This window comes from Streptomyces sp. NPDC054834 (assembly GCF_053611185.1).
Genome location: NZ_JBSGZV010000028.1, coordinates 44,791 through 71,761 on the forward strand (window position 1 = coordinate 44,791; position 26,971 = coordinate 71,761).

The following is a 26,971-nucleotide window of genomic DNA, read 5'->3' on the forward strand; positions in this document are numbered from 1 at the left end:
TTTGTCTCTCTTCCTTCACCTCGGGGTCTCTCGTCATTGGAGCTGCCGATGCCGGCCACCGTCCTCACCGCCCGTGCCCTGCTGCTCGACATGGACGGCACCCTCGTCAACTCCGACGCCGTCGTGGAACGGATCTGGCGTCGCTGGGCCGAGCGGCACGGGCTGAACGGGGACGAGGTGCTGAAGGTCGTGCACGGGCGGCAGGGGCACGCGTCGATGGCGGTACTGCTGCCCGACCGGCCCGTCGAGGAGAACCTCGCGGACAACGCGCGCATGCTCGCGGAGGAGACCGCGGACATGGACGGCGTGGTGGAGGTGCCGGGCGCGGGTGCCTTCCTGGCCTCCCTGCGTGACGCGGCGGTGCCGCACGCGCTGGTGACCTCCGCCGACGTGCCCTTGTCCACGGCGCGGATGGCCGCCGCCGGGCTTCCGCTGCCGGATGTCCGGATCACGGCCGAGTCCGTCGGCGCGAGCAAGCCCGACCCCGAGGGCTTCCTGAAGGGGGCCGCCCAGCTCGGCTTCGCTCCCGCGGAGTGCGTGGTCTTCGAGGACTCCGGGGCCGGAATCGCGGCGGGGCGCGCCGCGGGCATGCGCGTCGTGGGGATCGGCCCGCGAGCCGGGTTCCACGGGCCGGATGTGGCCGTGGCGGATCTTCGTCAGGTGCGGGTGGAGGCGGTCGAGGGCGGGGGCGTTCGGCTGTACGTCGGCCGGTAGGTGCGGGTCGGCTGGGGCTGGGGGGAGTAGCGCGGCTACGGCTCCGACGTTTCCGACTCCAGCCTTGTACGCGTCCCGGTGTCGTAGACGCCCAGTTCGTCGGTCTCGATGCCTCGGGCCCACTGGTAGGTGCGGACGGCGGTCTCGACCTGGGTGGTGTAGTCGCCGTCGACCTTGCCGGCGTAGAGGTTGAGCTGGCGCAGGCGGAGCTGGAGTTCGGTGACCTCCGCACCCTGGTCGCCGGGGCGCAGTACCTGGGCGGAGGTCGGGGCCGCCGGGACCGGGGTGTTGGCGAGCGTGGCCGTCTGGGTGGGCTGGGCGGAGCGGGTGGGAGTGGGCGACGCGGAATTCGCCGATGCCGACGCCGAGGGTGACGGGGACGAGGACAGGTTCGGCGTGTCGGACGGGGTGGCGGGCGCGGACGTCCGGGCGGGCGGGGCGGCGGGGGCCGAGCTCGGTGTCGTCGGGGCGCTCGATGTCACGTCCGGGACGCTCTCCCGTACCTCCTGGGGCTCGGCGCCGTCCCGCGACGGTGTGTCGTAGGAGAACAGGCCGCTCGCGAAACCGGCCGCCGCGAGGAGTGCGGCCAGGGCGGCGCCCGTGGACAGCAGCAAGGTGCGCCGGCGGCGCGGCGCGGGGCTCCCGGGTTCGCCGAGCCGGTCCTCCGGGTCCGGCTGGTCCGGTCCCACCGCACGCAGGGGCCTCGTGACCGCGGACGCAGCGGGTTCCGGCTCGGGCGAGCGCAGCGGCATCGTGGAGTCCGCCGGGGCGTCCAGGTCGACGTACGGCCGTATCCGCAGCGGGTCGAAGTCCTCCGCCGCGGCCGCCTCGGCCGTACGCGTGTCGCGCAGGGCTTCGGCCGTCCGCTGGGCGCAGTCGCACGACGGGGCGCTGTCCGGCCCCCTCGGCGCGCCGCATTCCGGGCATGGGTGGCCCTTCGGTCCTGTCACGTGTTCGTCCCCTCCCGTACGAATCACCGACCCCAGGGCTCCACAGATTATGCAGAAGTCCCCCACAACCGCCCGGCGGCGCCCCGGGCGAGTACCGTCACCGAAAGGATTCAACAGGCCATAACGGGTGACACCGAAGACGATGGAATGTGTCACACGAGCCGCGGGAGGTCTCCATGGCCCTGGATGCGCATGGCACGGCGAGGAAACCGCAGAGTCCCGCGGACGCCGAGCACGTCCGCGGCAACGTCCTCGTCTCGATCGGCGCCCTGCTCCTCGGCCTGCTGCTCGCCGCCCTCGACCAGACGATCGTGTCGACCGCGCTGCCGACCATCGTCAGTGATCTCGGTGGACTGGAGCATCTGTCGTGGGTGGTCACCGCGTATCTGCTGGCCTCGACCGCCGCGACCCCGCTGTGGGGCAAGCTCGGTGACCAGTACGGGCGCAAGAAGCTCTTCCAGACCGCGATCGTGATCTTCCTGATCGGCTCCGCGCTGTGCGGCATGGCGCAGAACATGCCCGAACTGATCGGCTTCCGGGCGTTGCAGGGCCTGGGCGGTGGCGGGCTGATCGTGCTGTCGATGGCGATCGTCGGCGACATCGTCCCGCCGCGCGAGCGGGGGCGCTACCAGGGGCTGTTCGGTGCCGTCTTCGGCGCGACCAGCGTGCTGGGGCCGCTGCTGGGCGGGCTGTTCACCGAGCATCTGAGCTGGCGCTGGGTGTTCTACGTCAACCTGCCCGTCGGCGTCGTCGCCCTCGCCGTGATCGCCACGGTCCTGCGCATCCCGCGCCGGGCCGCCCACCACGTCATCGACTACCTGGGCACCTTCCTGATCGCCGCGGTCGCCACCTGCCTGGTGCTGGTCGCCTCGCTGGGCGGCACCACGTGGGGCTGGGGTTCGGCGCAGACCGTCGGGCTCGCGGTGCTGGGCGTCGTCCTGGCCGTCGCGTTCGTCGCCGTGGAGCGCAGGGCCGCCGAGCCCGTGCTCCCGCTGAAGCTCTTCCGCATCCGCACCTTCACGCTCGCAGCGGTGATCAGCTTCATCGTCGGCTTCGCCATGTTCGGCGCGATGACCTACCTGCCGACCTTCCTCCAGGTCGTGCACGGCGTCTCGCCGACCATGTCCGGCGTGCACATGCTGCCGATGGTGTTCGGCCTGCTGCTGTCCTCGACCGTCTCCGGACAGATCGTCAGCCGCACCGGCCGCTGGAAGGTCTTCCCGGTGGTGGGCACCGGGGTGACCACGCTCGGCCTGCTCCTGCTCCACCGGCTCGACGAGCACAGCTCGACGGCGGTGATGAGCGTGGACTTCCTCGTCTTCGGCCTGGGCCTCGGCCTGGTCATGCAGGTCCTCGTCCTCATCGTGCAGAACGCCGTCTCCTACGAGGACCTCGGCGTCGCCACCTCCGGCGCCACCTTCTTCCGGTCCATCGGCGCCTCCTTCGGCGTCGCCATCTTCGGCACGGTCTTCGCGAACCGGCTCGCCGACAACCTCGCCACCGCCTTCCGGGGCGTCCGGCTGCCCGGCGGCCTGTCCGCGGACACGCTGAAGTCCGACCCGCGCGGCATCGCCGCCCTGCCGCCCACACTGCGCCCGGCGGCCCTGCACGCGTACGCGTCCTCGATCACCGACGTGTTCCTGTACGCGGCCCCCGTCGCCCTCCTCGGTTTCGTACTGGCCTGGTTCCTGAAGGAGGACCAGCTGCGCGGCTCGGTCACGGCACCGGACGTCTCGGAGACCATCGCCCCCAACCCGGTCGAGCGGTCCTCGTACGACGAGGTGTGCCGCGCGCTGTCCCTGCTCGGCACCCGCGAGGGGCGGCGGGAGGTCTACCTGAAGATCACCGAGCGCGCCGGGTACGACCTGCTGCCCGGGGCGAGCTGGATGCTGCTGCGGATCAGGCGGTACGGCTCGGTGGAGCCGGGCATGCTCGCCGAGCGCACCACCGTGCCGCTGAACGTGATCATCGAGGCCGCCCGCCAGATAGAGGAGCGCAAGCTCGCCGTGCGGCAGGGCCTCGACCTCACCCTGACCGACACGGGCCGTGCCGTCGCCGAGCAGCTGGCCAAGGCACGCAAGGAGTCGCTGGCCGAGCTGCTGGGCGACTGGTGGGGGCCCGCCCGCCCCACCGACCTGGACCGGCTGGTGCGGGAACTCACCGACGAACTGTGCGGCTCGGAACGGGAGCGGCCGCACAACGGGACTGTGCCGAAGGTCAGTTGAGGTCCTTGCGGAACCAGTGCTCGGCGTACACGTCGTCGTTGTGCGGCTCGGTCTCCGTGTAGCCGAGCCGGGCGTACAGGGCGCGGGCCTCCACCAGGTCGGTGCGGGTGTCGAGGATCATCCGCCCGGCGCCCAGCGAGCGGGCCGCTTCCTCGGCGGCGGCCACCAGCAGTGCCGCGCCACCCCTGCCGCGCATTCCCTCGTACAGGAAGACCCGGGTGAGTTCGGCGGTGGCCGGGTCCAGGAGCCGTACGCCCGCGCTGCCGACGGGCTCACCGCCGTACCGGGCCACCAGCAACCGCCCTGTGGGCGGCGCGAGTTCGGCGCCCGTACGGGCCGCGATCTCCCGCTCCAGCTCCGCCGGCCCGGTGCGCCGCCCCTCGTGCAGCAGGTACCAGCGGTCGCTGACCTCGGTGTAGTACGCGCGCCAGAGGGCGGCGGCGACGGGGGAGTCCGCGGGCTCGGAGGCGACGGTCCAGGTCATGCCCGCATTGTCCGGACGCGGTGGGCGTCCGGCGCAACCGAATATGCGTGTGGTGCTGGGTGGCCACCCGGGACGAGGGCGGGCTCGCACTGGCGCTGACGGCGATTCCTGGAAACGACCGGTGTTGCTCCTCGCCTCACTTGATCCAGTTCTCAATGACTGGGCCCGATGGGCCTGGGAGGTGCCGGCGGCGAGCCTGTGCGCCTGGTCGATCCGGTGCAACCTGTGCGTTCCGGCTCTGTTCAAGGCCGTTCGGTGCTCGTCCGGGGCAGCCTTACGCCTCCGCGGGCGTGGCCGGTCGTGTCGCGTAACGGTGGCGCATGGCGTCGCTGGCCGCGGGACCTGCGGTGAAGACGTAGGTGCCGCTGTCGTCGAGTCGGCGGCCGGTCTTGGCGTCGACGACGACGGGCTCGACTTCCTCGCCGCTGTGCGCGTCGATGAGGATCATGCTGCGCTCGGCCGGTGCGAGGCGGGAGTTGCCCCACGCGGCCAGGGCGACGATCACCGGTCGCAGAGAGCGCCCCCGTTCGGTGAGGACGTATTCGTGGCGTACGGGGTTGGTCTGGTAGGGCCGGCGCTCCAGCAGCCCGTCCGCGACCAGGGCCTTCAGCCGGGCGGTGAGCATGCTGGAGGAGATGCCCAGGCTCTCCTGGAACTGGTCGAAGCGGGTGTAGCCGTCGAAGGCGTCGTGGAGGATCAGCAGCGTCCACCACTCGCCGACGTGTTCCACCGTTGTGGACAGCGGGCACTCCCGGTCTTCCAGCCTGATCCGGCTTGCCACGGCGACCATCCCCTCAGTTGCTGCTAAAGTCGAAGTTAGTAACTTCCATTTTAGCAGTAACGACGGGAGCGGTGCCTTCCGCGATCGCACCCGGGAACGGAGCACACCGTGACCACACCCCTCAGTGAATCCCTCGAAGGCCGGCGCGCTCTGGTCACCGGCGGCACCAAGGGCACCGGAGCCGCCATCGCGCGACGTCTCGCCCAGGCCGGCGCAACCGTACTGGTGACCGCCCGCAGCCGCCCCGACGACATCGAGGAGAAGACGTTCATCACCGCCGACCTGTCCACCGCCCAGGGCGCATCCCACGTAGCCGCCGAGGTGGACGCCCGTGCAGGAGGCGTCGACATCCTGGTCAACACCCTCGGCGGCTCCGAAGCACCGGCCGGAGGGTTCGCGGCGCTCGCCGAGGACGACTGGGCCAGGGAGCTGAACACCAACCTGCTGGCCGCCGTCCGCCTGGACCGAGCACTCCTGCCGCACATGATCACCAAAGGTAAGGGGGCCGTCGTGCACGTCACCTCGATCCAGCGCCGCATGCCACTGTGGAACGGCACCCTGGCCTACGCCGCCGCCAAGGCCGCCCTGACCACCTACAGCAAGGGCCTGGCCAACGAGGTCGCCCCGCACGGCGTCCGTGTCAACACCGTCTCGCCCGGTTTCGTTCAGACCTCGGCCGCCGACAACCTCGTCGCCCGGATCGCCCACGGCGCGGACATCACCCAGGAAGCGGCCCTGGGCCGGCTCATGGATTCGCTGGGCGGCATTCCGCTGGGCCGTCCGAATCGGCCCGAGGAAGTCGCCGAGCTCGTCGCCTTCCTCGTCTCCGACCGCGCCTCGGCCATCGTCGGCGCCGAACACGTCATCGACGGCGGCACCACCCCCACCGTCTGAACCCGCCACCACCCCAAGGAACGTCATGCACGACAACCAGCCCCGAACCAGCGCTCCGGACATCCTGCCCGAGGTGATCACCCGCTACCTGACAGCACACCGCGCCCATGACACCGCCACCGCGATCAGCGCGTTCACCAGCGAAGCCACGGTGATCGACGACGGCAACACCTACGCGGGCACCGAGGCGATCGAGGAGTGGCTCGGCCGATCCGCCACCGAGTTCACCTACACCATCCACCTCACGAACGCTCAGCAGGCCGACGCGACCCGCTACATCGCCACCCACCACCTCGAGGGCAACTTCCCCGGCGGGACGATCGATCTGCGCTACCGGTTCACACTGCGGGACAGCCTCATCGAACGCCTCGTCATCGAACCCTGAGTGCCCCAGCCGTAGCTGACTCCGGGGGCGACCGCCCAGGGACTCGCGCCCCGACCCGGGGCCGGCGACGTACCCGTCCAACGACATGGCCAGCCGCGCGACGCACGAGTGTCGTCGAGACTGGAGCCGTGAACCGCACCGACCGCCTCTACGCCCTCGTCGAAGAACTCCGCGCCGCCGCCCCGCGCCCGCGCAGCGCCCGGGAGCTCGCCCGGCGGTTCGAGGTCAGCGTCCGGACGGTCGAGCGGGATCTCGCGGCGCTTCAGCAGTCCGGGGTGCCGATCCACGCGCAGCCGGGCCGCACCGGGGGGTACGTCCTCGACAAGGAGCGCACGCTGCCGCCGCTGACCCTCACCCCGGCCGAGGCGACGGCCCTCGCGGTGGGGATGCACGCGCTCGCCGGAACGCCGTTCGCGGCCGACGCGCGCAGTGCGCTGCACAAGGTGCTCGCCGTGATGCCCGGACGGGAGCGGGCCGCGGCGGCCGAGATGGCGGGGCGGGTGCAGCTGCTCGTACCGGTCGCGCGGCCGGCGCGGGCAGCCGGCCCGGTGGTGCCCGCGCCGCTGCGGGAGGCGCTGTCCGCGGGCCGGGTGCTGCGCCTGGAGTACGCCGACGCCCAGGGCGCCGTCACCGCGCGGGACGTCGAACCGCTCGGCTTCCTCGGCGGTGACGAGCACTGGTACCTGGCGGCCTGGTGCCGGCTGCGCGGCGCGGCCCGCGGCTTCCGCCTGGACCGCATCCAGGCCGTGGCGGCCCTCGACGAGCCGGTGCCGCCCCGCCCGTTCGACCTCGCCCGACTCGACACCCTGGGCTCGGACCTGCGGCCCCTGGGCGAACTCGGAATGTGACGGCAATCACCGACAGGACGGTGTCGTCGGCGGGGCGGACGCTGGTGCCCGTTCCGAACACGTACGACGAAAGGCCGTCATGACCGCCACCGGCACTCCCACCGCCACCGACACCCTCACCCCGGGCACCGGCATCGCCCTCTTCGACCGCTGGACCGCCCTGTGGAACGGCGACTTCACCGACCCGGAGCGCTTCCTCGCCCCCGGCTTCCGCATCCGCTTCGGCAACGACCCGGAACGTGGGGCCGAGACCGACGCGGTGGCGGGCCCGCAAGGCATCGTCGACCTCGTCGCCGCCTTCCGCGACGCGAACCCCGGGCTGCGTTTCACCGTCGACGGCACACCGCTCGCCGACCCCGGGCTCGGCCGGGCCGCCTGCCGCTGGTACGTCACGTTTCCCGACGGCGTCCAGAAGAGCGGCATCGACCTGATCGAGGTCGTGGCGGGGCGCATCGTCACCGTCTGGTCGGTGACCGGAGCGCGCCGCTTCGCTGACTGAGCGTCGTTTGTGGGCCGCCTTCCGGGCAACCCGGGCAGAGAACCGGCCTACGGGGCCGACACAACCGGCCTACGGGGCCGACACACCGGAAGGCAGACATGTCCACAGGCTTGATCATTGCTCTGGTCGTGATCGTGGCGGCCGTGGTCGTTGTCGCGGCCGCCTTGGCCCGGCGCGCCCGCGGCGGGACCGGCGGGAACCTGAGGCGGCGCTTCGGGCCCGAGTACGACCACGTGCTCGCTCGGCACGACGGCGACACCAAGGCCGCCGACCGCGAGCTGACCGAGCGGCTGGAACGGCATGGCGGGCTGCGCGAGCGGCCGCTGGAGCCCGCGGAACGTGAACGGTTCGAGGCCCGCTGGGCGGCGGCCCAGGAGCACTTCGTCGACTCGCCGCGCGAGGCGGTGGCGGAGGTCGACCGGCTGATCGCCGACGTGGCCGGCGCGCGCGGCTTCCCGGACGGCGGGCAGTACGAGGAGCAGCTCGCCGCGCTGTCCGTGCACCATGCCGGGAACGTGCAGGGCTACCGGCGCGTGCACCGCGCCGCCGCCACGACCGGCACCGCCGGGGGCGCCATGGGCGCCGGGGACGGGTCCGGCACCGACACCGACACCGAGGAGCTGCGCGCCGCGATGCTGGAGGCGCGCGACCTGTTCGCGGACCTGACGCGTTCCGACCAGCGGGCTCCGGTCTCCCACAAGGCACAGCGCTCCCACCGGCCGCACCTGTTCCACCGGCACCAGGTCGCGGGGAGGTGACACACATGACCGACATGACCCGACGCGGCGCGACACCGCAGCCGACCGAGACGCCCGCGAGCCGGACACCCGCGACGGAGACGCCGCCGACCGAGGCGCGCGGCACCGAGGCGCCCGGGACGGAGGCACGAAGGCCCGTGACTCCCGTGACCCCCGTGACTCCCGTGACCCCTGCGACGACCGGGAGCTCCGAGACGACCGGGACCACCGGGACCACCGGAGCCCGGGGAGCCGCGACGCCCGCGACCGCCGCCTCCGCTTCGTCGCTCGTCCCCCACGAGGAGACCGACAAGCTCGGACTGCGGCTGCAACAGGCGGTCTCCGGGTTCGTCGACGAACCCCGGGACGCCGTGGAGGAGGCCGACCGGGTGGTGGAGGAGATCGCCGCCCGTTTCACGGAGGCGGTCACCCAGCGCCGGCGCACCCTGCGCAGGTCCTGGCAGTCCACCGACGACAAGCCCGGCTCGACGGCCGACACCGAGCAACTCCGGCTGGCCCTGCGGGACTACCGGGAACTGGCGGACCGGCTGCTACACCTGTGACCCGTCAGTGACCCCCGGCGCAGTACGCGCACCACCTGCCGCCGCCCGGCGCTCCCGCCACTCGCGTACGACCTTCTCGACGTCGTACGGCTTCATACCCAGCGGGGGGCCGGGCGGTGGCTTGAACATCATGTCGCGGAGCTTGACGTTCACGTCATCGATGATCTTCCGCGCGATCCGCTCCGAGGGCGCCGCGTACGCCGCCGCGAGGGCGTCCTCGGCCTCCTTGCGCAGGGCCAGGGCCGGCGGCAGGATCGCCAGGCCCTCGCGGGCCATTTTGCGCTTCACCCACCACAGTTCGTCGTAAGAGGTCTCGAGGTCCCTCGGCAGCGGCTTGCCCGCGCCGGGCAGATGGTCGAACTCGCCGCGCCCCTCGGCGTCACGGATCTGCTTGTCGACCCAGGACTCGAACGGCACCCCGGGTGGCTTTCGCTCGGTCATGAGGCCATTGTGCCGGACGTGGCCCGGCCGGGCGTTTTATCATGCGGCGGCGGAGCGCCAACCGGCCGCCGTACCAGCACATTCCAGGGGGAACGCACGTGCTCGAACTCACGATGGCCACCGTCTCCGCGGCGGACGCGGGCGCCACGGCCGGCATGACGATGGCCGACGCGCCCAGCGAACCGGGTGCCGTGCTGAGGGTGGGCCGGGACGCGGCCGTGTGCCGTCTGGTGACGCCCGAGGACTGGCTGTTCGTCTCCCGGGTCCACCTGGAGTTCCTGTGCGGGCCGGACGGCGGCTGGCAGGTGTCCTGGTTGCGCGGCTCGCAGACCGACCCGTCGGCCGAGGTGCGGCTGACCGTCGGCGAGTACGCGCAGACCATCTCCTACGGAGGCACCGTACGGCTGCCCCGGGGCGGCTCCGGTGAGATCATCGTCCAGGACCGTACCGAGCCGCGCAGCGTGAACGTGGGCTTCTACCACGAGGGTTAGGGCCCGCCCTGGATCACCCGGGCCCGGTAGGACTCCGGATAGCGCTCGGTGAACTTCACGGCCCCGACCAGCAGCACCACAGGGACGACCCAGTCGAGCCAGTCGTCCAGTGACGGCACACGGATCGCCAGCCAGGTCGAGACGGCCATGAGGACGAAGGCCGTGCCCCACACCGCGGTCAGCACCCTGTTGACGTGCCGGAAGGCGGGGGAGTCCCACACGCTGGGCGGGGTCTGCTCCCGGGCGTACTGGGCGGTGAAGGGGTCGGAGAACAACGATCCCAGCGCGACGACGGCCAGCACACCGCTGGCGAGGACCTGAGCGTACGTCTCCAGCCAGAGCAGCTGCCCGCGGTCCAGGGCGAGCGCGAGGACGCAGAGCACGGCGAAGAACACGATGCCGGCCATGTCGAGGAGGTAGAGCCTGCCCCGGAGGATGTCCCGCCCCGACAGGACGACCGAGGTGATGAGCGCCGCCGGCGCCGCGTACTCCCAGGTGCTGGGGCCGGCGACGACTCCGAAGACGATCCACGGGGCGAAGGAGAAGAGCACGTTGCTGGCGCTGACGGATTTCCTGGCCGGAGCTTGCGTCGCCGCCTGCTGTTCCACGGGAGTCCTCCCATCGCCCGCCGCGAGCGTTCCCTCCCAGCGTGCCGTGGGCCGCAGCCGCGCGCACGCCGCCGCGACGGGCGTCCGGGCCACTCCCTAGGCCAGCACCCGGGCCAGCGCGAAACCGTCGTAGCCCTTGCTGCCCACCGTCTGGATCGCCGTGCCGCTCAGCCGTGGGTGAGCGGCGATCAGTTCGATGGCGGCGCGGGTGCCGCGTACGTCCGGTTCGATGCTCTCGGCGTCCACTACCCGGCCGCCGCGTACGACGTTGTCGATGATGACCAGACTGCCCGCGCGGGTGAGCCGCAGCGCCCACTCGACGTAGTGGGCGTTGTTGGACTTGTCGGCGTCGATGAAGACCAGGTCGAAGGGGGCGGGGTTCTCGTCGGCCAGCTTGGGCAGCGACTCCAGGGCCGGACCCACCCGCACCTCGACGATCTTGTCCAGGCCCGCGCGGGCGATGTTGCGGGTGGCGACCTCGGCGTGCTTGGCGCTGTACTCGAGCGAGACCAGGCGGCCGTCGGCCGGTAGGGCGCGGCCCAGCCAGATGGTGCTGTAGCCGCCGAGCGTGCCGATCTCGAGGATGGTGCGGGCATCCTGGATCTGGGCGAGGAGCTGGAGCAGTTTGCCCTGGTTCGCGGTGACGCTGACGTGCGGGAGCTGGGCCGCCTCGCTGTCGCGCAGCGCCGCCTGGAGCGCCTCGTCGTCGGGCGAGAGGTGGCTGATGAAGTAGAAGTCGACATCGTCCCAGAGCTGCGACCCGCTCATGTGTCCACTGCCTTTCCACGTCCGGTACTCGTCGAATACCCCGGCGACACCTCGGGCAGCCACGCCCTCGGCCACCTTACGCATCCGGCCGACGTGGATCACCTGCTTATACGGCGCGGCGTGTCCACAACGACACGTCACCCAGCCCCGGCCACCCTCTCAGGCCGTCCGGCGTTCGAGGACGAGGCCGTCCCGGCCGAAGCGGGGTCCGGGGCGGAGCCCCGGCGGGGTGCAGGGGCGGAGCCCCGCAGGGGGTTCTGGGGCGGCAGCCCCGTGGGTGTTCAGGGGGCGGCAGCCCCCGGCGGGGTTCAGGGGGCGGAGCCCCCACGGGGGTTCAGGGGCGGCAGTCCCCGGCGGGGCCCAGGGGCGGCAGCCCCGCAGGGGTCCTGGGGGCGGCAGCCCCCGGCAGGGATCAGGGGGCGGAGCCCCGTGGGGGTTCTGGGGCGGCAGCCCCGCAGGGGTCCTGGGGGCGGCAGCCCACGGCGGGGTGCAGGGGCGGAGCCCCACGGGGGTTCAGGGGGCGGAGCCCCCTGGTGGGGTCGAAGGGGCGGAGCCCCTGGGGACGGGAATGGGTAGGGGCGGCGGGGGCGAGGAACGGCCGTGGGCCCCCGCACCGCCCCGCCCCCCGGCGACCGGGAGACGTCAGCGGCGCTCGACCGACGGCGCCGACCCCGGCAGCGGCCGCCCCGCGGACTCCGTCATGCGCCATACCGCGAAGCCGCCGACGACGGCCGCGGCCATCATGTAGTACGCGGGCATCATCATGTTCCCGGTCGCCCCGATCAGCGCCGTGACCACCAGCGGAGTCGTGCCGCCGAAGAGGGAGACGGACACGTTGAAGCCGATCGACAGGGAGCCGTAGCGGACGCGGGTCGGGAAGAGGGCGGGGAGCGCGGCGGGCATGGCCGCCGTGAAGCAGACCAGGAGGAGACCCAGCGCGCCCATGCCCAGGGCGACCGCGAGGAGGCTGCCCTGGCGGATCAGGAGCAGGGCGGGGATGGAGAGGGCGAGGAAGCCCGCGCAGCCCACCGCGATGATCGGGCGGCGGCCCACGCGGTCGGACAGGGCGCCCGCGAAGGGCTGGACGATCATCATCAGGGCCATCACGCCGAGGACGACGAGCAGGCCGTGCGTCTCGTCGTACTTCAGCTCACTGGTGAGGTAGCTGGGCATGTACGACAGCAGCATGTAGTCCGTGACGTTGAAGACCAGGACCAGGCCCATACAGAGGAGCAGGGCCTTCCACTGGCCCGCCAGCATCTCGCGCAGCGGAACCTTCGGGCGGTTCGTTTCGGCCTTTTCGACCTCCGCGGCGAACGCCGGGGTCTCCTCCAGCCGCATCCGCAGGTACAGGCCGATGATGCCCATCGGGCCCGCGATCAGGAACGGGACCCGCCAGCCCCAGGTCAGCAGGTCGTGCGAGGACAGGAGCGCCGTCATCAGGGTGACCAGACCCGCGCCGCCGATGTAGCCCGCCAGCGTGCCGAACTCCAGCCAGCTGCCGAAGAAGCCGCGCTTCTTGTCCGGCGCGTACTCGGCGATGAAGGTGGACGCGCCCGCGTACTCGCCGCCGGTGGAGAAGCCCTGCACCAGCCGGGCGGCCAGCAACAGCAGCGGCGCGCCGACGCCGATCGACGCGTACGACGGGATCAGGCCGATCGCGAAGGTGCCCACCGCCATCATGATCATGGTGAGCGCGAGGACCTTCTGACGGCCGACACGGTCGCCGAGCGGGCCGAAGACCAGGCCACCGAGCGGACGGACCAGGAAGGCCGCGGCGAAGGCGCCGAAGGTGGACAGGAGCTGGGCGGTCGGGTTCCCGGAGGGGAAGAAGACCTTGCCGAGGGTGACCGCGATGTAGCTGTAGACGCCGAAGTCGAACCACTCCATGGCGTTGCCCAGCGCGGCGGCCTTCACGGCACGCTTGACCATCGCCGGATCGGTGACGGTGACCCGGGCGGCGGGGGACTTCGCGGAGGCGGGGGACTTCGGGGAAGGGGACACGGGGACGGCTGTGGCACTCGCCAAGACTTTGCTCGCCTGCCTTTCGACGGGGACAGATACGCGGTCCGCACGGCGGCGGGCGGGCCGAAAACGACCATAGGGTGACTTGTGCCGCTTACGGGGCGCACGTGTTTCGATGCAGGGCGCAACTAAATGGGCTGTGTACAGGTACGTCTGCCGGACCGCGCGCCCGTTTCCGGCCATCGCACTGTGACCCTTCTCGCGCCCCGATCGGATACCGGACCGCCGGAGGCCGGGGCTCTCGGGGAGGCAGGAACCGGGCGTGGGGGTGGTCCTGCCTCCCCGGGTCGGGCCGGCGGCGCCGGGAGCCGTCGGCCCGAGTCTGGGGAGATCTGTGGGTTCAGGCCGTGGTGACGCGCAGCTCCTTCACGCCGTTGATCCAGGCGGAGCGCAGGCGGCGGGGGTCGGCGACCAGGCGGAGGCCCGGCATCGCGTCCGCCACCGCGTTGAAGATCAGGTCTATCTCCAGGACCGCCAGCGACTTGCCCAGGCAGTAGTGGGGGCCACCGCCGCCGAAGCCGAGGTGGGGGTTGGGGTCGCGGGTGATGTCGAAGGCGTCTGGGTCGGCGAACACCTCGGGGTCGTGGTTGGCGGAGGCGTAGAACAGGCCGACGCGGTCGCCCTTCTTGATTCGCTTGCCGCCGAGCTCGGTGTCCTGCGTGGCCGTGCGCTGGAAGGAGTTGACCGGGGTGGCCCAGCGGACGATCTCCTCGGCGGCGGTCGACGGGCGCTCGCGTTTGTAGAGGTCCCACTGCTCCGGGTGGGTGAGGAACGCGTGCATGCCGTGGGTGATGGCGTTGCGGGTGGTCTCGTTGCCCGCCACCGCCAGCATCAGCACGAAGAAGCCGAACTCGTCCGAGTTGAGGTTGCCCTCGTCCTCCGCCGCCACCAGCGTGGTCACGATGTCGTGGGCCGGGCACTGCTTGCGGTCGGCGGCCATGTTCATCGCGTACGCGATCAGCTCGGTGGCCGATTCCTGGCCCGTCTCCTTGGTGATCGCGTACTCCGGGTCGTCGTACGAGATCATCTTGTTCGACCAGTCGAAGATCTTCGCCCGGTCGTCCTGCGGGATGCCGATCAGTTCGGCGATGGCCTGCAATGGCAGTTCGCAGGCCACCTGGGTGACGAAGTCGAAGGGCCCGGACCGGTCTCGGGCCGACTCGGTGATCGCCCGGGCCCGGGCGTGCAGGCGGTCCTCCAGGGCGCGGATGGAACGCGGGGTGAAGCCGCGCTGGACGATCTGGCGGACCCGGGTGTGCTCGGGCGGGTCCATGTTCAGCAGGATCAGGCGCTGCGCGTCGATCGCGTCCCGTTCCATGTCCTCGGTGAACCGGATGATCGCCGTGTTGAGGTAGGAGGAGAAGATCTCCGGGTGCGTGGAGACGTACTTGACGTCCGCGTGCCGGGTCACGGCCCAGTAGCCGTCGTCCGCGAACCCGGCCAGGCCGTGCGGCTGCGGGATCCAGCGGACCGGTTCGGCCTGCCGCAGTTCGGCGAACTCCGGGAGCGGGACGCGGTGGTGCAGCAGATCGGGGTCGGTGAAGTCGAACCCGTCGGGCAGCGCGGGACAGGGCATGGGCGACTCACTCCCAGCGTTCTGACGGTCCATCAGGTATTCGGGTTTCGGTGAAGGTAGTAACGGGTTCTACAAGTCGCAAGGGGCATGGCGACCCCAATTGCGTGCAGCCCCCTTGCGATTGCGGACCCCCTGTCCGCAGACTGCACACAGAACTAGAACGCGTACTAGTTATGCGTGGCGGGTGGCCGGGACGCCCGCGCCGCGCGGGTTGACCGGGCCTGCCCGCCGGACAGGCCCTAGGGAGAGGACGCACCCCCATGGCCTCGGAGCCCGTGATCGTCGAAGCCGTACGCACCCCCATCGGCAAGCGCGGCGGCGCGCTCGCCAACCTCCACCCCGCCTATCTCCTGGGCGAGACCTACCGCGAGCTCCTCGGCCGCACCGGCATCCCCGCCGACGCCGTCGAGCAGATCGTCGGCGGCACGGTCACCCACGCCGGCGAACAGTCCATGAACCCCGCGCGCACGGCCTGGCTGACCGTGGGGCTGCCGTACGAGACCGCCGCGACGACCGTCGACTGCCAGTGCGGGTCGTCGCAGCAGGCGAGTCACATGGTCGCCAACATGGTCGCGGCCGGGGTCATCGACGTGGGGATCAGCTGCGGTGTCGAGGCCATGTCCCGCGTGCCGCTCGGGTCCGGATCCAAGCACGGGCCCGGCAAGCCCTTCCCCGACGAGTGGAACGTCGACCTGCCGAACCAGTTCGAGGCCGCCGAACGCATCGCCCGCCACCGTGGACTCCGCCGGCAGGACGTCGACCTCCTCGGCCTGCGCTCACAGGAACGCGCCGCCGTCGCCTGGTCCGAGGAGCGCTTCAAACGGGAGACGTTCGCGGTCCAGGTCCCGACCACGGAGGAGGAGCAGCGTGCCGGGCAGGGCATGTGGCGCCTGGTGGACAAGGACGAGGGGCTCCGCGACACGTCGGTGGAGGCGCTGGCCCGGCTGAAGCCCGTCATGCCGACGGCCGTGCACACGGCGGGCAACTCCTCGCAGATCTCGGACGGGGCCGCCGCCATCATGTGGGCCTCGAAGCGGATGGCCCGCGCCCTGAAGCTCAAGCCCCGCGCGCGGATCGTCGCCCAGGCCCTCGTCGGCGCCGACCCGCACTTCCACCTCGACGGACCCATCGACGCCACGCGCACGGTGCTGGGCAAGGCCGGGATGTCCCTGAAGGACATCGACCTCGTCGAGATCAACGAGGCGTTCGCCTCGGTGGTGTTGAGCTGGGCCCGGGTCTTCGAGCAGGACCTGGAGAAGGTCAACGTCAACGGCGGTGCGATCGCCCTCGGACACCCGGTCGGCGCGACCGGGGCCCGCCTCATCACGACGGCCCTGCATGAACTGGAGCGCGCGGACAAGGAGTTCGCGCTGGTGACCATGTGTGCCGGGGGCGGACTGGCCACGGGGACGATCATTCAGCGGCTCTGAGTCGATCACCCGGCCGGGGCGGGCGCCGCTCGCTCGCTCGCCCCGGCATCCAAAACGGTTCATAGGGCCTCGTGTCGAACGTCTGGCCCACTCGACCTGTTTCCCGGACATCCCCGCCAACCCGCCGCTATCGTCACCGGAAAAGCACGGCAGTCGGGGGAACAGGCATGGCACGGCGATCGGACACACCCGGCTGCGGATGCGGTGGCTGCCTCGGACTCCTCCTCGGCTGGCAAGTCGTCGGCTACGTCCTGCTGCTGCCGGTCACCCTGCCCGCACTGCTCGCCGTCCAGAAGCACGGACCGCGCACCACGACACCCGTCCAGGACGCCGGCCTGTGGACCGTGTCCGCGCTGGTGGTGCTCGCCCTCGCCTGGGCCGCCCAGGGCCGCCGCCGTCCGAAGCCGCTGTTGCTGCTGCCGCACACCGCGTTGCTCTCCGGCGCCGCTGCCCTGGCGGTCTGGGGCGCCACGCGGGTCAACCGGTCGATCGCCGTGTACCTGCGGGCCCACCCCGCCACGGGTGCCGCCTCACCCACCGAGCTGCCGTGGTCGTTCACCGCCACGCTGGAGACCGTGGCCGCGGCGGTCGCCGTGGCGATCACCTTCCACGCCGTCCGCCGCTGGTGCCGACGCGACGAGCCGCCGCTGCGGGTGGTGATTCCCGGCCCGCGCCCCGGCACGAACCAGGAGGTGCGGCTCCCGAGGGCGGGGGAGATCTGGCTGGCCGACGTCCCCCTGCGTGAGGACGACAGCCAGACACTCCAGCACTACTGCGTCGTCGTGCGGAACCACGCCTCGCACGCCGAGGTCATGCAGATCACCAGCAAGGACAAGACCGGTCGGCGGGACTTCATCCCGATCCCCAACGACGACTGGGACTACACGGAGCGCGAACACTGGCTGGAGGTCGCCCTGCCGCCCCGCCGTGTCCCCTACGGCGGCTTCCTGAAGTCCACCCCGCAGGGCGACTGCCCGGAGGAGACCTGGCAGGCCATCACCCAGGTCATGAACCACCCCCGAGCACGCCACCAGGGGAGGAGCGAACAGCGGAGGTGAGGTCCTCCGACCGGATGCTTACAGCACGTCGCGACCGTCGGACGCCCAGGACAGGAACGTGGAGAAGGAAGCGGGCTGGAAGGAGAGGATCGGGCCCGTGGTGTTCTTGGAGTCGCGTACGACTACGGCGGCCTCCGGCAGTTCGGCGACTTCTACGCAGTTGCCGCCCTGGTCACCGCTGTAGCTGGACTTACGCCACATCGCGTTGTTCTCCATAGCGTTCCTCCATCACACGCCGGATCAACTCCGCCGAGTCCCGCAGGGACAGCGCGGCGGCTTGGAGATGATCGTAACGGAGCGAACAGTCCTTGACGGTGGCCCGGTTTGCGGTCGGATGCGCGCTGTTGTAGCCCTCCGTGTACACGACGACCGGGTCACTCTCGAAGCGGTAGAGGTCGAATGAGCCTTGCAGCCCCGCGTGCGCCCCGGCCGAGTACGGCAGCACCTGGACATTGATCCGGGGGTTCTCCTCGAATCCCAACAGATGGCCCAGTTGGGCCCGCATGACCTGGGGGCCGCCCATCTGCTGGTACAGCGCCGCCTCGCTGAGGATCGCCCAGAACACCGGCGGCTCCTCCTTCTCGAAGATGCGCTGACGAGCCAGTCGTACGGCCGTGCGGTCGTCGAGGTCGGTGTCGTCCAGGGCGCCGAGCACAGCACGCGCGTACGCCTCGGTCTGGAGGAGGCCGTGCACCATGTGTGTCTCGAAGGAGCAGATTTCCACGGCCCGGGACTGCAACTCCGCCACCTGCCTGAACCAGGCTGGGAGTTGGTTTCGCAGGACCAGTTCGACCAGCCGGGACAGCAGTCCGTCCGAGCCCAGCGCCGCGTCCGCACGCTCGCTGAACTCCAGTGTCGGAACCTTCCTCGCCGTCTCGATCTGCCCGACGAGCGACCCCGTGTAGTTGAGGATGTCCCCGAGCTGCCGCTGCGTAAGCCCTGCCGCCTCCCGAAGTCGCCGCAGCTCGAAGCCGTAGTAATCGAGCGGCGACGCACCCGGGTCGAGAATGTTGATGTGGGTCACGCACGGTCCCCTCTCGCGCAACTGGGTCCACGGCGGAACCCGTTGTATCCGTTCCGTAGCTCAAAGTAGTTGTGCGAGGTCATCCTCGTCCCGTGAACGACTACTTTCCCCCCACTCTGGTGGGCCTGGGTCCCCGCCCGGCCCAGTACCGCATGCGCCTCACCGTCGGCGAGCACTCGGCCCGGCACATCCGCCGGATCGTCCGGTCGTGCCTGGACGAGTGGGAGCTGGCCGAGCTGACGGACGCCGTGCAGCTCGCCGTGACCGAGCTGGTCGCCAACGTCGTACGGCACGTCCCGGACCGCCGCTGCGCGCTGGTGCTGCTGCGGCAGGCGGCGGGGGTCCGGGTGGAGGTGACCGACGGATGCCCCCGACTTCCGCGCGTACCCGACCAGTTGACACCGGAGGCGGAGCACGGCCGCGGGCTGCTGCTGCTCGACGCCGTGGTGGGGAAGTGGGGGGTGGAGCCCAGTGCCGCGGGCGGGAAGACGGTGTGGTTCGAGTGCGGCACCCAGGACGTGTGACGACATACCTCGGGCGTGGGTAGTTGTGGTACGGGAAGCACCGGGGTGGATCAGGCCAATTCAACGGTGTCCCTCGCGGGCCGCTTCGACGTCGTTCCACATAAGGTCAGTCTGCTGCGGAACGATCACACCCCGGGCAGGCATGCCCTCGGCGCACGAGGTGGCGCGTCGTCATGTCCTACTCCTCCGGCTCCCAGGCCTGGAGCAGGTCGAAGAGACGTCGGTCGCCGTCGAGCTTCACGGGTTCTACATCCTGGACAGCTGGGAAAACCTCGCCCACCCCTCCACTGCCCCGCAGGGCATCGCTGTCTGCGACAGTGTCCTCGTCTGCAAGTAAGCCTCGCTGCCGAGCGTCATGACGTGCCGATCGGCAACGCCCCACATGCGCGCGCGCCCTCGCCGGGCACGGGACGAGGGTGCGCGTGCTCGATCAGGGGCCGTCGATCACGCGTGGTGAGTCAGATGCCGGGGCTGGCAAGGTAGGTGAAGCCGTTCGCCAGGAGGGCGGTCCCTGCGGGATTGGTGACGCGGACGTCCGACGGGCCGGGCGCCCCGTCCGGCGTGGGCGGGGTGACGACGGACAGCGTCGTGGCGTTGACCACCGAGAACGGTGCCGGGACGGCGCCGAAGGTGACGGCGTCGGTGGTGTCCAGGTTGGTGCCGGTGATGGTCACCGCGGTGCCGCCCGAGGCGGGCCCGGAGCTGGGAGCCAGGGTGGCGATGGTCGGGACGTCGATGTAGGTGTACGAGAGGCCGTTGTTGCTGCCACCGGCCGTGGTGACGCTGACTCCGACCGACCCGGCCACTGCGCCCGCAGGCACGGTGACGCTGATCTGGGCGTCGGAGACGACGGTCGGTGTTGCGGTCACGCCGCCGAAGGAGACGCTGGTGGCGGTGGACAGTCCGGTGCCCTGGATGGTGACGGTGTTGCCGCCGGTCAGCCCCCCGGAGCTGGGGCTGAGGGAGGACTTGAAGGGGCTGCCGACATAGAAGAACGGCACCGGGCTGCTGGTCCCGCCAGGGGTGGTGACGGTGACGCCGACGGACCCGGTACCGGATGGGGCCACGGCGGTGACCTGGGTCGGCGAGACGTTGGTGAAGCTTGTGGCGGCCTTGTTCCCGAACGTCACCCGGGTGGTGCCGGACAGGTTGGTTCCGGTGATGGTGACGGTGGTGCCACCGCCGGTGGAACCCTGATTCGGGGAGATGGGCATGGGAGACTCCTTGCCAGAAGACGACTGGATGCGCCGAACCGGGCGAATTGCATGTCGACCTCCGCCCCCCACGGGCAACAGGACGGGTGACAGGTGACGACCCGGGAGAGCGAGCAGATCCGTCCCAGCGGCAGGCACACGGATACCGCCGCAGCAGCCCGCAGCCATTGCGCGCTGACAGGGAAAAACCGGCAGTACCGCCTCTACGTGCTCCCCCGGCATGGGATGGGCGGCCCACCGGTTCGATACGTTAAGTGACCCATACGGCCACTTGGGCGACAAGAGTCTCGGCGCGGCGGTCACTCGAATGGGGTAACGGGCAGCACCCCCGCCGGTATGGCGAGGGTGCGTGCGCGTGCTGGACCGGGGAGTGGTCCGGTCAGCGGAGTCGGCTGAGTGCGGAACCGGCTCAGTACCAGCCGTTGGCCTGCCAGAACTTCCAGGCGGCGGCGGGGCTGCCGTAGCGGGACTTCATGTAGTCCAGGCCCCACTTGATCTGGGTGGCGGCGTTGGTCTTCCAGTCGGAGCCGGCCGAGGCCATCTTCGAGCCCGGCAGGGCCTGGACCAGGCCGTAGGCGCCGGAGGAGGAGTTGGTGGCGGCGATGTTCCAGCCGCTCTCCCGCTCGACGATGTTGTTGAACGCGTTGAACTGCGCGGCGTCCGGGATCATCTTGTGCGCGATCGACTGGGCCTGGGCGGGCGCGGTGGTGGTCGCCGCGTGGGCCGGGGCCGAGGTCAGGACCATGCCGGCGGTGGCGGCGGCCACGGCGGCGGAGGTGAGGGCCTTCTTCGGGGTGGCGATGCGACGGATGATGGCGACGGACACAGAGAACCTCTTCGTACGGGGACAGGAAGCGTCGGACGCTTGCCGGAACCACGCGGTGCGGTGCGGGGCGTACGTGGGCGCCGCGACCCGTGGGGTTCGTCGGCGCCTGGCGACTGCTCCAGAGAAACAGGCTCGGAAGGTGTCCGCAATGCCCCCCTTTACTAGTTGTGGCCGGATCCAGGTGGAAAGTGTGCTGTGTGAACTGGCTCTCAACGCGCAGGTCAGGAGGGGTGCGTGTATGGACATATCGGATAAATCGCACTACGGCGTCGCATCGTAGGTGACGTGCGTCATGTGGGACGCTTCACCGGCGGTCTGGCGCTCCGTGTGCGAGCGGTTGCTCCTCGTCACCCCGCGGACGCGTCGAATGTGACCGCGGTCTCGAACGCCGCCCGGCGCGTGGCCCGGCGCAGCGCCCTGAGGACCGCCGGGCCGAGCGTCATGGTCAGGACGACCGTGCACACCGCCCGGCCCAGGTCCCAGCCGAGGGAGGTGGCCAGGCAGTACGCGAGGAAGCGGGCCAGGTTCGCGGGGACGGCGGAGTGCGGGTCGAAGGCGATGTCCGAGGCCAGCGCGCTCATGAAGGGCCAGCCCGCCAGGTTCATCACCGTGCCGTAGGCGAAGGCGGCCAGGCAGCCGTAGGCGGACAGCAGTGCGAGTTCGGCCCGGCCGCGCAGCCGGTCCGGACCCGGCAGCAGGCCGGCGCCCATCGTGAACCACCCCATGGCGAGCATCTGGAACGGCATCCAGGGCCCCACCCCGCCGGTGAGCAGCGCGGACGCGAACATCGTGACCGAGCCGAGGACGAAGCCGAAGCCCGGGCCGAGGACGCGCCCGCTGAGCACCATGAGGAAGAACATCGGCTCGACACCGGCGGTGCCCGCGCCGATCGGCCGCAGCGCGGCACCGGTCGCGGCCAGCACCCCCAGCATGGCCACGGCCTTCGGTCCCAGACCCGATTCGGAGATCGTCGCGGCGACGACGGCGACGAGGAGCACGAGCAGCCCGGCGAAGAGCCAGGGCGCGTCCTGCGCGTGGGCGCCGAGCTGGGAGGTGGGCGGGGCGAGGAAGGGCCAGCCGAAGGCGACCACACCGACCGCGCCGACCAGGACCAGCGCGGTCGTGGAGCGGGGGCCGAGCGGGACGGGACGGGGCCGGCGGGTCATGCGAGCGCCTCCCGGACCTGGGTGACCGTGAGCCAGCGCTGCGGGGCCAGGATCTTGGTCACCTGGGGTGCGAAGGACGGGGACGAGACGACGATGTCGGCCGTCGGGCCGTCGGCGATCACCTCGCCGTCGGCGAGCAGCACGACCCGGTGGGCGATCTCGGCCGCCAGCTCCACGTCGTGCGTGGCCAGCACGAGGGCGTGCCCCTCGGCCGCGAGGCCGCGCAACACCGTGACCAGGCGGGCCTTCGCCGCGTAGTCCAGACCCCGGGTCGGTTCGTCCAGCAGGAGCAGGGGAGGGCGGGCGGTCAGTACGACGGCCAGGGCGAGCGCCAGCCGCTGGCCCTCGGAGAGGTCCCGCGGGTGGGTGTCGTCGCCGATGCCCGGCAGCAGCTCCGTCACCAGCGCACGGCAGGTGCCCGGCGCGGCCCCCGCGTCCCGGTCGGCCGCCGCGCACTCCGCGCCCACCGTGTCGGCGTACAGCAGGTCCCGTGGCTCCTGCGGAACCAGGCCGACCCGGCGCACCAGCTCGCGCGGCGTGGTGCGGTGCGGCACGGCTCCGCCGACGTGCACCGATCCGGCGGACGGGGTGACGAGACCCACCAGCGCGGAGAGGAGGGTGGACTTTCCGGCGCCGTTGCGGCCCATGAGGGCGACCGTCTCGCCGGGGGCGACGGTGAGGTCCACGTGCCGGAGCGCGTCGACGCGGGCCCGGCGGACGGCCAGGGAGCGGACCTCGGCGGCCCCGGGAGGCGCGGCCTGCTCGGGGGTGCGCCGGAACAGGCGCCGGCGGGGAGCGGGCGGCGGGGGAGTCGATGCCCAGGCACCAGGTGCCGTGGTGGTCGGCGGCGCGTCGGGGGACACGTCCCGCCCGGTGAGCCGGTCCCGGAGCCCGCCCGCCCGGCGGCGCGCGTCCCGCACCGTCAGCGGCAGCGGGGACCAGCCCGCCAGCCGGCCCAGGTCCACCACCGGCGGGTACACCGGGGACACGGCCATCACCTCGGCCGGGGTGCCGAGGATCGGGGCGGCGCCGGGGGCGGGCAGCAGCGCGATCCTGTCGGCGTACTGGACGACGCGTTCCAGCCGGTGCTCGGCCATCAGGACCGTCGTACCGAGGTCATGGACGAGCCGCTGGAGGACGGCCAGGACCTCCTCCGCGGCGGCCGGGTCGAGCGCCGAGGTCGGCTCGTCGAGGACGAGGACCCTGGGGTGCGGGGTGAGGACCGAGCCGATGGCGACCCGCTGCCGCTGGCCGCCGGAGAGGCCGACGATGGGCCGGTCGCGCAGGCCGGCCAGGCCGAGCAGGTCGAGGGTCTCCTCGACGCGCCGCCGCATCACCTCCGGGGCGAGTCCCAAGGACTCCATTCCGTAGGCGAGTTCGTCCTCCACGGTGTCCGTGACGAAGTGCGCGAGGGGATCCTGGCCCACCGCGCCCACCACGTCGGCGAGTTCACGCGGTTTGTGGGTACGGGTGTCCCGGCCGGCGACCGTCACCCGGCCGCGCAGGGTGCCGCCGGTGAAGTGCGGCACCAGCCCGCTGACCGCGCCCAGCACGGTGGACTTGCCCACGCCCGACGGGCCGGCGAGCAGCACGAGTTCGCCCTCCGGCACCTCGAAGTCCACACCCCGAACGGTTGGTTCGGGCGCCCCGTCGTACGTCACGGAGACATCCTCGAAGCGGATCACGACGACTCCTTGGGGGCGGCGGGGGCGGCGGGGGCGACAGATGCGACGGGGACGGCAGGTGCGGCGGGGACGGCGGGGGCGACGAATGCGGGCAGCAGGGCGAGGAGTACCGCGGCCGCGGGCCAGAGGGGAAGCTGGGGCGCGGTCAGCGGTACCACCCCGGGGTGCAGGGCGTCGGGGTCGCTCACGGAGGCGAGGGTCATCAGGGCGGCGACGGCCGCGCCGGACGCGGCGACCAGCCAGGCGCGCGCGTCCCAGGCGTCCGGGCGGTAGCGGGTGCGCAGGGTACGGCGGCCCCCGAGGCGCAGACCTGCGAGGGCGGCGGCGACCGAGGCCAGCAGGACCGGCAGCCCGTAGGTGCCGCCTTCCGCGGTGAGCAGGCCGTACGTGCCCGCGCAGACGCCGAGCAGACCGCCCAGGGTGAGGGCCGCGGTCGTACGGCGGATCCGGGCGGGGACATCGGCGGTACGGCCGTAACCGCGGGCGTCCATCGCCGCGGCGAGCGCGACGGACCGCTCCAACGCGCCCTCCAGCACCGGGAGTCCGACCTGAAGCAGGCCCCGTACGCCCCGGTCCGGGCGGCCGCGCAGCCGGCGGGCGGCGCGCAGCCGCTGGACGTCGGCGATCAGGTTCGGCGCGAAGGTGAGGGCGACGACCACGGCCACGCCCGTCTCGTAGAGCGCGCCGGGCAGGGACTTGAGCAGCCGGGCCGGGTTGGCGAGGGCGTTCGCCGCGCCGACGCAGATCAGCAGCGTGGCCAGCTTCAGGCCGTCGTACACCGCGAACAGCACTGCCTCGGCGGTGACTTCGCCGCCGAGGCGGATGCCCTGCGCCCAGTGGGGGAGCGGGACTTCGGGGAGGGTGACGAGCACGTGCGTGCCGGGGATGGGGGAGCCGAGCGCCACCGCGAAGGTGAGGCGGACGATGAGGACGGCGAGGGCGAGCTTGGCGAAGGCACCGTAGGAACGCGCCCAGGGGGCGGTGCTGCGGTGGGTGGCCACCACGTAGGCGGAAGCCGTGACGAGGAGGGCGAGGAGGAGGGGGTTGGTGGTGCGGGTGGCCGCGGTGCCCAGGCCTATGGACCACAGCCACCAGGCACCGGGGTGCAGGGCGGGGACGCTACGCGCGGCCACGGCGCCTGGCCCGCCATATCGCCGCCGCGCCCAGCAGCACGACCACACCCACTCCCACCGGCAAGCCCACCGACGGGCCGTGTGACGGCTTGCTCCCGCCCGGCTTCCCGCCCGGCTTCCCGCCCGGCTTCCCGGCCACCACCTGCTCCCCGCATCCCTTCCGCGGATACCCGTCGATCGCACACAGCAGCGCGTTGGCGTCGTAGCGGAGCGGCCCGGCCACGTCGGCCAGCGCGTCCGCCGTCGTCCCGTCGCCGGAGACCGCCGCGCAGGCCGTCCGGCGGCCGGGCGGTGTCTCGCCGGAGGGGGCGTCCGCGGCCGTGCCGAAGTCGAGGACCAGGGCGATGCGCTTCACACCCTCCCGCGCGGGCGTCTTGGCGCAGATCGCGTCGAAGTCCGCGGTGCCGCGCGGTCGCGTCGCACCGGCGGAGTCCGCGCTCACCGCGAAGCGGAAGCCCTGGACGTCGCCGTCGGCGGGACGCGCGGTCGACGGGCCCTGCGTGGCGTACGTCCAGTGGCCGCCGGTGCGCTCCCAGAACGACCAGTAGCGGTAGCCGGTGGCCTGGGCCTGCCCGGCCGACACCACGCACAGGAACGCGGCCAGGAGTGTCGCCCCGGCACGGCGGACGGCGGTCACGGCTGCTGCTTCCTGCGGCGGCCGCTGAGCAGGAAGCCGATGCCGATGCCCGCGACGAGGCCGGTGCCGACGATCCACCACACCTTCGTTCCCGAGTCGTGCTCGGCACGCTTGGTCTCACCGCCGGTCGCCCGAGCCGTCCGCGGCGCCGGTCCGGTCGCGTCGAGCGCCCGCACCAGGTCCGTACCGCCGAAGTCGTGCGGGTCGGCGCCCATCGCGTGCGCGGCGAGGATCAGCTCGGCGTAGGCGGCGGGGCCGCTCTGCTCCGCCCACTGCGCGGAGTTCTTCTCCAGCCAGGCGTACGGCGTTCGCGCCTGATTCGTCCAGCCCTGTGCGGCGAGGGCGACGACCGCGTCCGCGGTGTTGCCGTAGTCGGGCTGGTCCTTGGCGCCGGGGAGGACGGACTTGAGGTGGCCGGTGCCGTGCATCTCACCCGACAGGTACTCGGCGCCGTTGCGGGCGATCTCGTACGGGGTGAGCGGCTTGTCCGAATCGGCGCAGAGGTGGCCCGCCTCCGACTCCTTCCGGGGCTCCGTCACGAAGCCCTTGCCGAGCACGCCCAGCACCCCGGCCGCCGTCGCGTCCGCGTTGGCCGCCAGCTTGCCCTTCTTGTCCGGCTGGTAGGCGAGGGCGCCGCCGCCGTCCTCGTCGCAGGGGAGGGACCACTTGGCGAGCAGCTCGGCCGGGGTCTTGCCCTTGTTACGGAGCTGGAGGGGATTCTCGCCGGCCGCCGCGAGCGCGCCGATGACGACGGAGGTGGAGTTGGTGTCGCTGGGCGAGCCCGGCATGTATCCCCAGCCGCCGTCCTTGTTCTGCGTCGTCCTCAGCCAGACGGCGGCCTTGTGGATCTCGCCGTCGTGCCCGCCGAGTGCCTTCAGGGCCTGTACGGCGGCGGCCGTGCTGTTGGTGTCGGCCTGGGCGCTGGTCACCTCGCACGTCTTGGCGGGGTCCGGGCGGTAGGCGGCGAAGCCGCCGCCCGCGCACTGCTGCCCGACCAGCCAGTCGACGGCCTTGGCGGCGGGCCGGACACCGACCGTGTGCTGGGCGAGCAGCGCGAGCGACTGCCGCCACACGCCGTCGTACTTCGGGTCCGCGCTGCCGTACAGCCCGGACGGGAGCGCCGTCGACGGGGAGGGCGACGGCGGCGCGGCCGTGGCGGGCGCGGCTGCGGCTATGACGCCGACGGCGGCGAGCACCGCGGCGCTGCGGCGGACGTTCATGGTCGGCTTCTGCCTCTCCCTGCGAGGGAGCGCGGGCAGCACGGGGGACACCCCGGGCGGCTCGG

General features: G+C 71.9%; 30 protein-coding genes. 13 read left to right on the top strand and 17 right to left on the bottom strand.

Going from position 1 to position 26,971, the window contains the following annotated elements; translation table 11 throughout:
* Positions 1-48 precede the first annotated feature (48 nt).
* Complete coding sequence (locus ACWGJM_RS31025; RefSeq protein ID WP_453415050.1) at positions 49-714, top strand: HAD-IA family hydrolase; 666 nt, start codon at positions 49-51, stop codon at positions 712-714.
* A gap of 35 nt (positions 715-749) precedes the next feature.
* Here ACWGJM_RS31025 and ACWGJM_RS31030 read toward each other — a convergent pair whose 3' ends face one another.
* A complete protein-coding gene (locus ACWGJM_RS31030; protein WP_453415051.1) occupies positions 750-1,664 on the bottom strand; it encodes a peptidoglycan-binding domain-containing protein in 915 nt (304 codons plus the stop codon).
* A gap of 176 nt (positions 1,665-1,840) precedes the next feature.
* Here ACWGJM_RS31030 and ACWGJM_RS31035 point away from each other — a divergent pair, with 176 nt between their 5' ends.
* Positions 1,841-3,889 carry a DHA2 family efflux MFS transporter permease subunit gene (locus ACWGJM_RS31035; protein WP_453415052.1) on the top strand — a complete coding sequence of 683 codons (2,049 nt, stop codon included), beginning with the start codon at positions 1,841-1,843 and terminating at the stop codon, positions 3,887-3,889.
* Here ACWGJM_RS31035 and ACWGJM_RS31040 read toward each other — a convergent pair.
* Complete coding sequence (locus tag ACWGJM_RS31040) at positions 3,882-4,373, bottom strand: GNAT family N-acetyltransferase (protein WP_453415053.1); 492 nt, start codon at positions 4,371-4,373, stop codon at positions 3,882-3,884. The two genes, ACWGJM_RS31035 and ACWGJM_RS31040, sit on opposite strands and share 8 nt — an antisense overlap.
* A gap of 274 nt (positions 4,374-4,647) precedes the next feature.
* Complete coding sequence (locus ACWGJM_RS31045; protein WP_453415054.1) at positions 4,648-5,163, bottom strand: winged helix-turn-helix transcriptional regulator; 516 nt, start codon at positions 5,161-5,163, stop codon at positions 4,648-4,650.
* Positions 5,164-5,262: 99 nt separating this feature from the next.
* Between ACWGJM_RS31045 and ACWGJM_RS31050 the strand changes: the two genes are divergently transcribed.
* The 6 genes from ACWGJM_RS31050 to ACWGJM_RS31075 all read left to right on the top strand — a co-directional run bounded on the left by ACWGJM_RS31050 (position 5,263) and on the right by ACWGJM_RS31075 (position 9,080).
* On the top strand, positions 5,263-6,048 hold the full coding sequence (locus ACWGJM_RS31050) for an SDR family oxidoreductase (RefSeq protein WP_453415055.1): 786 nt from the start codon (positions 5,263-5,265) through the stop codon (positions 6,046-6,048).
* Between the two features lie 25 nt (positions 6,049-6,073).
* Positions 6,074-6,433 carry a nuclear transport factor 2 family protein gene (locus ACWGJM_RS31055; protein ID WP_453415056.1) on the top strand — a complete coding sequence of 120 codons (360 nt, stop codon included), beginning with the start codon at positions 6,074-6,076 and terminating at the stop codon, positions 6,431-6,433.
* A gap of 128 nt (positions 6,434-6,561) precedes the next feature.
* Positions 6,562-7,281, top strand: a complete 720-nt coding sequence (locus tag ACWGJM_RS31060; RefSeq protein ID WP_453415057.1) for a helix-turn-helix transcriptional regulator — start codon at positions 6,562-6,564, stop codon at positions 7,279-7,281.
* A gap of 79 nt (positions 7,282-7,360) precedes the next feature.
* On the top strand, positions 7,361-7,780 hold the full coding sequence (locus ACWGJM_RS31065) for a nuclear transport factor 2 family protein (RefSeq protein WP_453415058.1): 420 nt from the start codon (positions 7,361-7,363) through the stop codon (positions 7,778-7,780).
* Between the two features lie 98 nt (positions 7,781-7,878).
* Positions 7,879-8,538: a hypothetical protein gene (locus ACWGJM_RS31070; protein ID WP_453415059.1), complete on the top strand. Its 660-nt coding sequence runs from the start codon at positions 7,879-7,881 to the stop codon at positions 8,536-8,538.
* Positions 8,539-8,543: 5 nt separating this feature from the next.
* Positions 8,544-9,080 (top strand): hypothetical protein, encoded by a 537-nt coding sequence (locus tag ACWGJM_RS31075; protein ID WP_453415060.1) that lies wholly within the window; start codon positions 8,544-8,546, stop codon positions 9,078-9,080.
* Here the strand turns inward: ACWGJM_RS31075 and ACWGJM_RS31080 are convergent.
* Positions 9,069-9,521, bottom strand: coding sequence for a DnaJ family domain-containing protein (locus ACWGJM_RS31080; RefSeq protein WP_453415061.1), 453 nt, complete (start codon positions 9,519-9,521; stop codon positions 9,069-9,071). The two genes, ACWGJM_RS31075 and ACWGJM_RS31080, sit on opposite strands and share 12 nt — an antisense overlap.
* Positions 9,522-9,619: 98 nt before the next feature.
* On the opposite strand from ACWGJM_RS31080, the gene ACWGJM_RS31085 reads away from it, so the two are divergent.
* Entirely contained in the window at positions 9,620-10,012 is a 393-nt protein-coding gene (locus ACWGJM_RS31085) for a hypothetical protein (protein WP_453415062.1), read from the top strand.
* On the opposite strand, the gene ACWGJM_RS31090 is transcribed toward ACWGJM_RS31085, so the two are convergent.
* The 4 genes from ACWGJM_RS31090 to ACWGJM_RS31105 form a co-directional block, all read right to left on the bottom strand.
* Positions 10,009-10,620: a hypothetical protein gene (locus ACWGJM_RS31090; protein ID WP_453415063.1), complete on the bottom strand. Its 612-nt coding sequence runs from the start codon at positions 10,618-10,620 to the stop codon at positions 10,009-10,011. The two genes, ACWGJM_RS31085 and ACWGJM_RS31090, sit on opposite strands and share 4 nt — an antisense overlap.
* 96 nt (positions 10,621-10,716) lie before the next feature.
* Positions 10,717-11,388, bottom strand: coding sequence for an O-methyltransferase (locus ACWGJM_RS31095; RefSeq protein ID WP_453415064.1), 672 nt, complete (start codon positions 11,386-11,388; stop codon positions 10,717-10,719).
* A gap of 642 nt (positions 11,389-12,030) precedes the next feature.
* Positions 12,031-13,392: a glycine betaine/L-proline transporter ProP gene (gene proP / locus ACWGJM_RS31100; protein ID WP_453415065.1), complete on the bottom strand. Its 1,362-nt coding sequence runs from the start codon at positions 13,390-13,392 to the stop codon at positions 12,031-12,033.
* A gap of 361 nt (positions 13,393-13,753) precedes the next feature.
* Positions 13,754-14,989, bottom strand: coding sequence for a cytochrome P450 (locus tag ACWGJM_RS31105; protein ID WP_453415066.1), 1,236 nt, complete (start codon positions 14,987-14,989; stop codon positions 13,754-13,756).
* Positions 14,990-15,249: 260 nt separating this feature from the next.
* Between ACWGJM_RS31105 and ACWGJM_RS31110 the strand changes: the two genes are divergently transcribed.
* Together ACWGJM_RS31110 and ACWGJM_RS31115 are read left to right on the top strand one after the other, a co-directional pair.
* Positions 15,250-16,419, top strand: coding sequence for a steroid 3-ketoacyl-CoA thiolase (locus tag ACWGJM_RS31110; RefSeq protein ID WP_453415067.1), 1,170 nt, complete (start codon positions 15,250-15,252; stop codon positions 16,417-16,419).
* Positions 16,420-16,586: 167 nt separating this feature from the next.
* On the top strand, positions 16,587-17,477 hold the full coding sequence (locus ACWGJM_RS31115; RefSeq protein ID WP_453415068.1) for a hypothetical protein: 891 nt from the start codon (positions 16,587-16,589) through the stop codon (positions 17,475-17,477).
* Positions 17,478-17,495: 18 nt separating this feature from the next.
* Here the strand turns inward: ACWGJM_RS31115 and ACWGJM_RS31120 are convergent, their stop codons facing one another.
* Both ACWGJM_RS31120 and ACWGJM_RS31125 read right to left on the bottom strand, forming a co-directional pair.
* The gene (locus tag ACWGJM_RS31120; protein WP_453415069.1) at positions 17,496-17,693 is read right to left on the bottom strand and encodes a DUF397 domain-containing protein; all 198 of its coding nucleotides are present in this window, start codon (positions 17,691-17,693) and stop codon (positions 17,496-17,498) included.
* Positions 17,668-18,501 carry a helix-turn-helix domain-containing protein gene (locus ACWGJM_RS31125; RefSeq protein WP_453415070.1) on the bottom strand — a complete coding sequence of 278 codons (834 nt, stop codon included), beginning with the start codon at positions 18,499-18,501 and terminating at the stop codon, positions 17,668-17,670. The genes ACWGJM_RS31120 and ACWGJM_RS31125 overlap by 26 nt, the downstream gene beginning before the upstream one ends.
* Positions 18,502-18,593: 92 nt before the next feature.
* Between ACWGJM_RS31125 and ACWGJM_RS31130 the strand changes: the two genes are divergently transcribed.
* Both ACWGJM_RS31130 and ACWGJM_RS31135 read left to right on the top strand, forming a co-directional pair.
* Entirely contained in the window at positions 18,594-19,025 is a 432-nt protein-coding gene (locus ACWGJM_RS31130) for an ATP-binding protein (protein WP_453415071.1), read from the top strand.
* A 142-nt stretch (positions 19,026-19,167) separates the two neighbouring features.
* Complete coding sequence (locus ACWGJM_RS31135; RefSeq protein ID WP_453415072.1) at positions 19,168-19,362, top strand: hypothetical protein; 195 nt, start codon at positions 19,168-19,170, stop codon at positions 19,360-19,362.
* Positions 19,363-19,483: 121 nt separating this feature from the next.
* On the opposite strand, the gene ACWGJM_RS31140 is transcribed toward ACWGJM_RS31135, so the two are convergent.
* From ACWGJM_RS31140 to ACWGJM_RS31170, 7 genes are all read right to left on the bottom strand, one after another.
* Positions 19,484-20,239 (bottom strand): IPT/TIG domain-containing protein, encoded by a 756-nt coding sequence (locus tag ACWGJM_RS31140; RefSeq protein ID WP_453415073.1) that lies wholly within the window; start codon positions 20,237-20,239, stop codon positions 19,484-19,486.
* Positions 20,240-20,648: 409 nt separating this feature from the next.
* Positions 20,649-21,065, bottom strand: coding sequence for an aggregation-promoting factor C-terminal-like domain-containing protein (locus ACWGJM_RS31145; RefSeq protein WP_453415074.1), 417 nt, complete (start codon positions 21,063-21,065; stop codon positions 20,649-20,651).
* A gap of 347 nt (positions 21,066-21,412) precedes the next feature.
* Positions 21,413-22,231 carry an ECF transporter S component gene (locus ACWGJM_RS31150; RefSeq protein WP_453415075.1) on the bottom strand — a complete coding sequence of 273 codons (819 nt, stop codon included), beginning with the start codon at positions 22,229-22,231 and terminating at the stop codon, positions 21,413-21,415.
* On the bottom strand, positions 22,228-23,916 hold the full coding sequence (locus tag ACWGJM_RS31155; RefSeq protein ID WP_453415076.1) for an ABC transporter ATP-binding protein: 1,689 nt from the start codon (positions 23,914-23,916) through the stop codon (positions 22,228-22,230). The genes ACWGJM_RS31150 and ACWGJM_RS31155 overlap by 4 nt, the downstream gene beginning before the upstream one ends.
* Complete coding sequence (locus tag ACWGJM_RS31160) at positions 23,913-25,049, bottom strand: energy-coupling factor transporter transmembrane component T (RefSeq protein WP_453415077.1); 1,137 nt, start codon at positions 25,047-25,049, stop codon at positions 23,913-23,915. The genes ACWGJM_RS31155 and ACWGJM_RS31160 overlap by 4 nt, the downstream gene beginning before the upstream one ends.
* A complete protein-coding gene (locus tag ACWGJM_RS31165; protein WP_453415078.1) occupies positions 25,036-25,686 on the bottom strand; it encodes an SCO2322 family protein in 651 nt (216 codons plus the stop codon). The genes ACWGJM_RS31160 and ACWGJM_RS31165 overlap by 14 nt, the downstream gene beginning before the upstream one ends.
* Positions 25,683-26,906 carry a prenyltransferase/squalene oxidase repeat-containing protein gene (locus ACWGJM_RS31170; RefSeq protein ID WP_453415079.1) on the bottom strand — a complete coding sequence of 408 codons (1,224 nt, stop codon included), beginning with the start codon at positions 26,904-26,906 and terminating at the stop codon, positions 25,683-25,685. The genes ACWGJM_RS31165 and ACWGJM_RS31170 overlap by 4 nt, the downstream gene beginning before the upstream one ends.
* Positions 26,907-26,971: the final 65 nt, after the last annotated feature.

What these genes read in the sequence shown, in the direction of transcription:
- ACWGJM_RS31055 (WP_453415056.1), top strand. Translation starts at nt 6,074, where the DNA reads ATGCACGACAACCAGCCCCGAACCAGCGCTCCGGACATCCTGCCCGAG.
- ACWGJM_RS31170 (WP_453415079.1), bottom strand. Translation starts at nt 26,906, where the DNA reads ATGAACGTCCGCCGCAGCGCCGCGGTGCTCGCCGCCGTCGGCGTCATA.
- ACWGJM_RS31080 (WP_453415061.1), bottom strand. Translation starts at nt 9,521, where the DNA reads ATGACCGAGCGAAAGCCACCCGGGGTGCCGTTCGAGTCCTGGGTCGAC.
- ACWGJM_RS31070 (WP_453415059.1), top strand. Translation starts at nt 7,879, where the DNA reads ATGTCCACAGGCTTGATCATTGCTCTGGTCGTGATCGTGGCGGCCGTG.
- ACWGJM_RS31040 (WP_453415053.1), bottom strand. Translation starts at nt 4,373, where the DNA reads ATGACCTGGACCGTCGCCTCCGAGCCCGCGGACTCCCCCGTCGCCGCC.
- ACWGJM_RS31110 (WP_453415067.1), top strand. Translation starts at nt 15,250, where the DNA reads ATGGCCTCGGAGCCCGTGATCGTCGAAGCCGTACGCACCCCCATCGGC.
- ACWGJM_RS31135 (WP_453415072.1), top strand. Translation starts at nt 19,168, where the DNA reads ATGCCCTCGGCGCACGAGGTGGCGCGTCGTCATGTCCTACTCCTCCGG.
- ACWGJM_RS31045 (WP_453415054.1), bottom strand. Translation starts at nt 5,163, where the DNA reads ATGGTCGCCGTGGCAAGCCGGATCAGGCTGGAAGACCGGGAGTGCCCG.
- ACWGJM_RS31140 (WP_453415073.1), bottom strand. Translation starts at nt 20,239, where the DNA reads ATGCCCATCTCCCCGAATCAGGGTTCCACCGGCGGTGGCACCACCGTC.
- ACWGJM_RS31095 (WP_453415064.1), bottom strand. Translation starts at nt 11,388, where the DNA reads ATGAGCGGGTCGCAGCTCTGGGACGATGTCGACTTCTACTTCATCAGC.
- ACWGJM_RS31150 (WP_453415075.1), bottom strand. Translation starts at nt 22,231, where the DNA reads ATGACCCGCCGGCCCCGTCCCGTCCCGCTCGGCCCCCGCTCCACGACC.
- ACWGJM_RS31120 (WP_453415069.1), bottom strand. Translation starts at nt 17,693, where the DNA reads ATGGAGAACAACGCGATGTGGCGTAAGTCCAGCTACAGCGGTGACCAG.
- ACWGJM_RS31105 (WP_453415066.1), bottom strand. Translation starts at nt 14,989, where the DNA reads ATGCCCTGTCCCGCGCTGCCCGACGGGTTCGACTTCACCGACCCCGAT.
- ACWGJM_RS31115 (WP_453415068.1), top strand. Translation starts at nt 16,587, where the DNA reads ATGGCACGGCGATCGGACACACCCGGCTGCGGATGCGGTGGCTGCCTC.
- ACWGJM_RS31025 (WP_453415050.1), top strand. Translation starts at nt 49, where the DNA reads ATGCCGGCCACCGTCCTCACCGCCCGTGCCCTGCTGCTCGACATGGAC.
- ACWGJM_RS31075 (WP_453415060.1), top strand. Translation starts at nt 8,544, where the DNA reads ATGACCGACATGACCCGACGCGGCGCGACACCGCAGCCGACCGAGACG.
- ACWGJM_RS31035 (WP_453415052.1), top strand. Translation starts at nt 1,841, where the DNA reads ATGGCCCTGGATGCGCATGGCACGGCGAGGAAACCGCAGAGTCCCGCG.
- ACWGJM_RS31065 (WP_453415058.1), top strand. Translation starts at nt 7,361, where the DNA reads ATGACCGCCACCGGCACTCCCACCGCCACCGACACCCTCACCCCGGGC.